This window comes from Halomonas sp. CSM-2 (genome assembly GCF_002119345.1).
Lineage (GTDB): Bacteria > Pseudomonadota > Gammaproteobacteria > Pseudomonadales > Halomonadaceae > Vreelandella > Vreelandella janggokensis.
Window position 1 is genome coordinate 24907 of sequence record NZ_NBYR01000028.1, and the last position, 6000, is coordinate 30906.

General features: G+C 48.3%; 5 protein-coding genes and 1 pseudogene. 5 read left to right on the forward strand and 1 reads right to left on the reverse strand.

Features of this window, described 5'->3' with window-relative positions; all coding sequences use genetic code 11:
* Nucleotides 1-57 precede the first annotated feature (57 nt).
* The 5 genes from B7L15_RS19890 (at nucleotide 58) to B7L15_RS18110 (ending at nucleotide 5243) form a co-directional block, all read left to right on the forward strand.
* Complete coding sequence (locus B7L15_RS19890) at nucleotides 58-189, forward strand: hypothetical protein (protein ID WP_254902983.1); 132 nt, start codon at nucleotides 58-60, stop codon at nucleotides 187-189.
* A gap of 538 nt (nucleotides 190-727) precedes the next feature.
* Nucleotides 728-1336, forward strand: a complete 609-nt coding sequence (locus tag B7L15_RS18095) for a sugar transferase (protein WP_085920302.1) — start codon at nucleotides 728-730, stop codon at nucleotides 1334-1336.
* Nucleotides 1318-1941 carry a NeuD/PglB/VioB family sugar acetyltransferase gene (locus B7L15_RS18100; RefSeq protein WP_085920303.1) on the forward strand — a complete coding sequence of 208 codons (624 nt, stop codon included), beginning with the start codon at nucleotides 1318-1320 and terminating at the stop codon, nucleotides 1939-1941. Before B7L15_RS18095 ends, B7L15_RS18100 begins: the two co-directional genes overlap by 19 nt.
* A gap of 9 nt (nucleotides 1942-1950) precedes the next feature.
* Nucleotides 1951-3126, forward strand: coding sequence for a DegT/DnrJ/EryC1/StrS family aminotransferase (locus tag B7L15_RS18105; protein WP_085920304.1), 1176 nt, complete (start codon nucleotides 1951-1953; stop codon nucleotides 3124-3126).
* Nucleotides 3127-3275: 149 nt separating this feature from the next.
* Nucleotides 3276-5243 (forward strand): polysaccharide biosynthesis protein, encoded by a 1968-nt coding sequence (locus tag B7L15_RS18110; RefSeq protein WP_085920305.1) that lies wholly within the window; start codon nucleotides 3276-3278, stop codon nucleotides 5241-5243.
* 29 nt (nucleotides 5244-5272) lie between these two features.
* On the opposite strand, the pseudogene B7L15_RS20115 reads toward B7L15_RS18110, so the two are convergent.
* A pseudogene (locus B7L15_RS20115) lies at nucleotides 5273-5855 on the reverse strand (IS30 family transposase); the annotation flags it as partial.
* Nucleotides 5856-6000: the final 145 nt, after the last annotated feature.

Sequence of the window (6000 nt, forward strand, 5' to 3'; positions counted from 1 at the left end):
CGGATCCTGTCGATTTTAAATAAACCGTGAATTACGTATTGGTCAAGGAGCTCTTTAGTGAGCATTGCATTAGCAATGCCCCCTTTTAAAAAATACCGCTCCAAATTCGGTGGTATGGACTCGTCTATGGTGGTTGACTTTATAGAGTTGAAGGACGAGAAAAACCGGCTCAAGAAGTTATACGCCTGAAGCGGTTCAAATAAGAGTTTCTCAAAGAAGGCCCATCCAAAACATGGTAAAGCCGTCTTGATACCGTGAGGTAGAGCAGTAACCCGTTAATTAGAAAGATATCAGCATCCGTTTTACGTAGTGGATGTTTAGCATCAGTAAGATATGATATCGCTACCAAGCTGGTTTTATTTGTTTGGTTTAGAACAATAATCGTATTATTGCTAAACCTCTCTTTATACTGGTTGTTGTATAGTGTAGTATCTTACAGAGCACTTTGATTAGATAGGCTGGAGCTTGATTAAGTTCACAGGTTTGTGATTAATATAGCCCCGATGCTTCAAGTACAATATTTCCTAAAATTTAGTATTTTAAAGTATTTTTGGGCAATGCACATTCTGTATTTTTTATCAATAATGCCAAGTTTTCTTGGTTTAAATAGGGTCAAAACGACTCGGATGCATTTAGTTAAATGAATAAGTTTGACAAAGACAGTGTTAGTTGAACAAATTCTATTGTCTGCTTTGCTCCCTATTTTAATAATTTGTAGGATGTTATGATGAAAAGGTTTTTAGATTTTTTGGTTTCTCTTGTTTTGCTTGTTTTTTTCAGCCCTCTCTTTTTGCTCTTAGCTTTATTAGTGCTTTTGAATCTTGGGTGCCCTATTTTTTTCTGTCAGCAACGCCCCGGTTTCAAAGGTCGAGTGATTACCATCTACAAGTTTAGGACCATGCATGAACTAAGCTCAGACGGCACTCTTGGTGTTGGCGATGCAGAGCGTATGACTCGTTTTGGTCGTTTTTTACGTAGCACCAGTCTTGATGAACTGCCTCAACTTTGGAATGTACTTAAGGGTGATATTAGCCTAGTTGGACCTCGTCCATTGTTGATGGATTACTTGCCACTTTATAGCGAGCGGCAGATGCGCAGGCATGATGTAAAGCCGGGAATAACAGGTTGGGCTCAGGTTAATGGTCGTAATAACTTGAGTTGGCAGACTAAATTTGAAATGGATGTGTGGTACGTTGAGAATAGGACTTTTTGGCTAGATATAAAGATCCTATACTTAACACTTATCAAAGTTTTTAAACGCGAAGGTGTTTCTTCTCAGGAACACGTTACATCAGTCCGTTTCGAAGGAAATGACGAGTGGGACAAAAAAAAATAGCAATTTTTGGGGCTAGCGGTCATGGTCGTGTAGTTGCCGATATTGCCGTTTGCACTGGTTGGGATGTTTACTTTTATGATGATGTTGCCCCGCTCTCTGGGGCAACATTAGGTATGCCTTATGGTGGTGCTTTCCAAGATCTTGTTTCGGATGTTGATCATTTTTCTGCCGCTTTTATAGCAATTGGTAACAACAAGCTTCGTTTGTCCCTTCAGCGTTCGCTGCTTGATGCTGGGTTTTATATACCAACGCTCATTCATCCAGCGTCTACAGTAAGCAGTTTTGCAAGCATTGATTCTGGCACCGTTGTGATGCCGGGGGCCGTGATCAATGCTGCAGCGCGTGTTGGTTGCGCCTGTATCGTGAACACAGGTGCAACTATTGATCATGATTGCCTGCTGGAGGATGGGGTTCATATCTCTCCTGGCGCCCATTTGGCAGGTATTGTCTCCATAGGCAAGGGTAGTTGGGTAGGTATAGGGGCTTCTATTCGGCAGCAGGTTCGAGTTGGAGTCAATGCTATAGTGGCCGCTGGTGCTGTTGTTGTTAAGAATGTCGAAGATAACACTACGGTGGCTGGTGTTCCCGCTGTCAAAATGAGGTAACCGTAAATTATGTTAAACACTTCTTTCTCCCCATGGCCCTCTTTTACTCAAGAAGAAGCAGAAGCCGTACAGGATGTGTTGCTTTCGAATCGAGTTAATTACTGGACTGGTCAAGAAGGACGTCAATTCGAACACGAATTTGCATCATGGGCAGGCACCAATTTTTCAATCGCATTAAGCAATGGTACAGTAGCTCTTGATTTGGCATTAAAAGCTATTGGGGTTAAAGCTGAAGATGAGGTGGTAGTTACTTCGCGGACATTTCTTGCATCTGTTTCTTCTATTGTTACGTCAGGTGCTACGCCAATATTCGCTGATGTTGATGTAGACTCTCAAAATGTCACGGCTGACACTATCAAAGCTGTTCTCACACCTCGAACACGTGCAGTGATTTGTGTTCATTTAGCTGGTTGGCCCTGTGAGATGGACGGTATCATGGAGCTTGCCCATGAGAAGGGCCTTTACGTGATTGAGGACTGCGCCCAGGCTCACGGTGCTATCTACAAGGGCCGCTCAGTAGGTTCCATTGGCCATGTAGGCTGTTGGTCTTTCTGCCAGGATAAGATCATGACGACCGGCGGTGAAGGTGGCATGGTAACTACCAATGATCGTGAGCTTTGGTCCCGTATGTGGTCCTACAAGGATCATGGCAAGAGCTGGGAAGCAGTCTATGAGCGAGAACATCCACCAGGCTTCCGTTGGTTGCATGAGAGCTTTGGCACCAATTTCCGGATGACGGAAATGCAGGCGGCAATTGGGCGTATACAGCTAGGCCGTATGCAAGAATGGACTGCCGCACGCCAGCATAATGCCAATACTATTTGGAGATGTGCCAAGGCACTGCCAGGGCTTCATGTGCCGGATAGGCCAGGCTACATCAGCCATGCGGCTTATAAGTGTTATGTGTTTGTTGAGCCGGAACAGTTAGCTGATGGTTGGGATCGTGATCGTATCCAGAATGAAATCGTGGCGGCTGGTGTTCCTTGTTTCTCCGGTTCCTGTTCTGAGGTTTACCTGGAAAAGGCGTTTGATGGTACCGGCTTGCGGCCTGAACGACCTTTGCCTGCGGCGCGGGAGTTGGGTGAGGTCAGCTTGATGTTTCTCTGTCATCCCACCTTGACCGAGTCGAACATAGATAAAACCTGCAGTGTTCTGGAAGAGGTGATGGTCCAGGCTGCAAGGTAAAAGTGGCAAATGCGTCACCATCTGTCTTTGTTGATGAAAATATAGTCTATGCTCACTGTTACTCTGTGGGGATAGGTGTTCTTGAGGCGTGCTTGCGATTACAATCGCTCCCTTTTCGCATCGACGGTCCCTAATCGGAAGGATTCCGTATGACTAAATCAGGGCGCTTACACCGTTCTATTGCCGGGCTCAGCCGGGGAAAGAAGCGGCTCATCATGGTCGCTGCTGACTTTGTGGCTTTGCCGTTGGCATTGTGGTCGGCCTATACACTGCGTTTCGCTGAATGGTGGCCCGCTTATTACATCGAACCTTTCTGGTGGTTGTTCTTGATTGTACCGCCCGTGGGCGTTTTCGTGTTTGCTCGGTTGGGGCTCTATCGTGCTGTGGTTCGCTTTATGGGACCCCAGGCTCTCTGGGCGGTGGTTAAAGGGTCGTTGTTGATGGCAGTAATGATGTGGGCGGCGGCCTATTTCTATCAGTGGCAACAATTCCCCCGTTCGGTGCCGGTTAATTTCGCGTTGGTTACCCTTGTGTATGTAGGCGGTACCCGCTTGATTGTGCGCAGTTATTATCAGTGGTTGATAAGACACTATACCGAGAAAGAAGCTGTTGCCATATATGGTGCCGGCGGGGCGGGTGCTCAATTGTCTTTGGCGCTTTCCAGTGGGCGAGAGTTCTACACAGCCGCCTTCATGGACGATGATCCCGCGCTTTGGGGGAGTACCATCAAAGGTATAAAGGTCTATAACCCTTCAGACTTTAAGGCGTTAGTCGAGCGTTTGGGTATCAGGCGTGTCCTGCTTGCTATGCCTACAGCTACAAAGGCACAGCGTAAACAGGCTTTAGATCAGCTAGCCGATTTACCCGTTCGAGTGCAAACTGTGCCTTCAATGCCTGAGATTATTTCGGGTGTCGCGAGTGTCGACCAGCTGCGTGAGGTGGAACTTGAGGATCTGTTGGGCCGTGACCCTGTGCCACCGCGGCAAGCACTGATTGATGCCAGTATTCGCAACAAGGTGGTGATGATTACTGGTGCGGGCGGCTCGATCGGGAGCGAGATGTGCCGCCAAGTCATGCGCGGTAAGCCAAAGGCGGTGATCCTTTTTGAAATCAGTGAGTTTGGTCTTTACGCCATCGAGCAAGAGCTTGAATCCCTTCGCATTGAGATGGGCGAGGCTTTCCCCATCGTGCCGTTGCTGGGTAATGTTTGTGATCGCAACCGCGTGGAGGCTGTGATTAGCCATTACGGGGTGCAGACCCTTTACCATGCTGCCGCTTACAAGCATGTGCCGATTGTCGAAAACAACGTGCTCGAAGGGGTACGTAATAACGTGCGCGGTACCCAAACCGTTGCAGAAAGCGCCGCCAAGCTGGGTGTCGAACGCTGCGTGTTGATCTCTACCGATAAAGCCGTGCGCCCTACGAATGTTATGGGGGCGACCAAGCGGATGGCTGAGTTGGTACTGCAGGACCTGGCCACACGTTATGCGATGAAGGGTAACCATAGAACGATCTTCTCCATGGTTCGCTTTGGCAACGTGCTTGGCTCTAGTGGCTCGGTGGTGCCGCTTTTCCGTCGTCAGATCGAGCAGGGCGGGCCGATTACGGTGACCCATCCAGACATTACTCGCTACTTCATGACCATCCCTGAAGCGGCCCTATTGGTGATACAAGCAGGCTCCATGGCTGAAGGCGGGGATGTGTTTGTGCTGGATATGGGCGATTCAGTGAAAATTGTTGACCTGGCAAGGCGGATGATTCAGCTGACCGGGCTTGAGGTTAAAGATGCTGAAAACCCGGATGGCGATATAGAGGTCGTTTTCAGCGGGCTGCGCCCCGGTGAAAAACTTTATGAGGAGCTTTTGATAGGCGACAACGTGGTTGGGACCTTGCACCCTAAAATTCTGCGTGCCCATGAAGAGATACTGCCGCATCAGGAATTACTGGTGTTATTGGAGGAACTGCGCGAAGCTGAGCGAAGTCTTGATAGCCATCGTGCCTGTGCGGTGCTGAAGCGCGGTGTCAGCGGCTTTGCCCATAGCGGCGATGTGTGTGATCTTTTGCCCAATTATCAGCACATCATTGATGAAGCTGAGGCTAGGCCTGCTAAGCATTGAGCCGTTAGACTTCTGATCGCTCGAGGCATCTCTTGGCTGTACACCGATAAATCATTGTCCTTAAGTAAGTATTGGTGAAGTAGACTATTGGTGTTTCAATTAGAACCTCGCTGCCAGGGTCTGTGCGAATCAACAAAATAGATAGCAGTACCCGCTCTCTGAATGCTTTTTCATCTCGAGCCCTTGGTCATAAGACATGGAAAAACGCAGGCCCCTCGGTACTTCATTTAGTTACCCGCTAAAGTCCACCGCAGCGGTTTTCGCTCTTGTGCACTCTAGGTATGACGAGCTGGGTAGTACGCTCCAATAGCGTGTCTACGGCGGAATGGCTGTTAGCGCCTATGATGGATCACCCTCTCAATTGCTAGGCATGAGGCGATCCTGAATTTCGGTCGCTCGCATGTGAATATTCACAAGCTCTGGAAATTGTTGGCGTCTATCATTGCCTTGGCGGCGAGGACGTCGCTTACAGTTTCCCAGTTGTAGCTAGGTGATGAGTTCTTTCTTGAGCGAGCCGCGGGGTATCATATAGAGCGTATTGTAAATAGTCTCATGCAAGACGTGGCGTTTTGAGGCATGGGGATACATATGCTTCAGTGTGAGGGCGATTTGTAAGCGTTCATTCCAGGACGTAGTTGACTTACTTCACGTTGCGGAGAGGCCTTAACAACTCCGGCGAGACCTTGTATTGTTTGGTGCCGTCCTCGGCTAACACGATCACGCTCTTGCGGTTGATCTTGGTGACGATCCCCAGTAA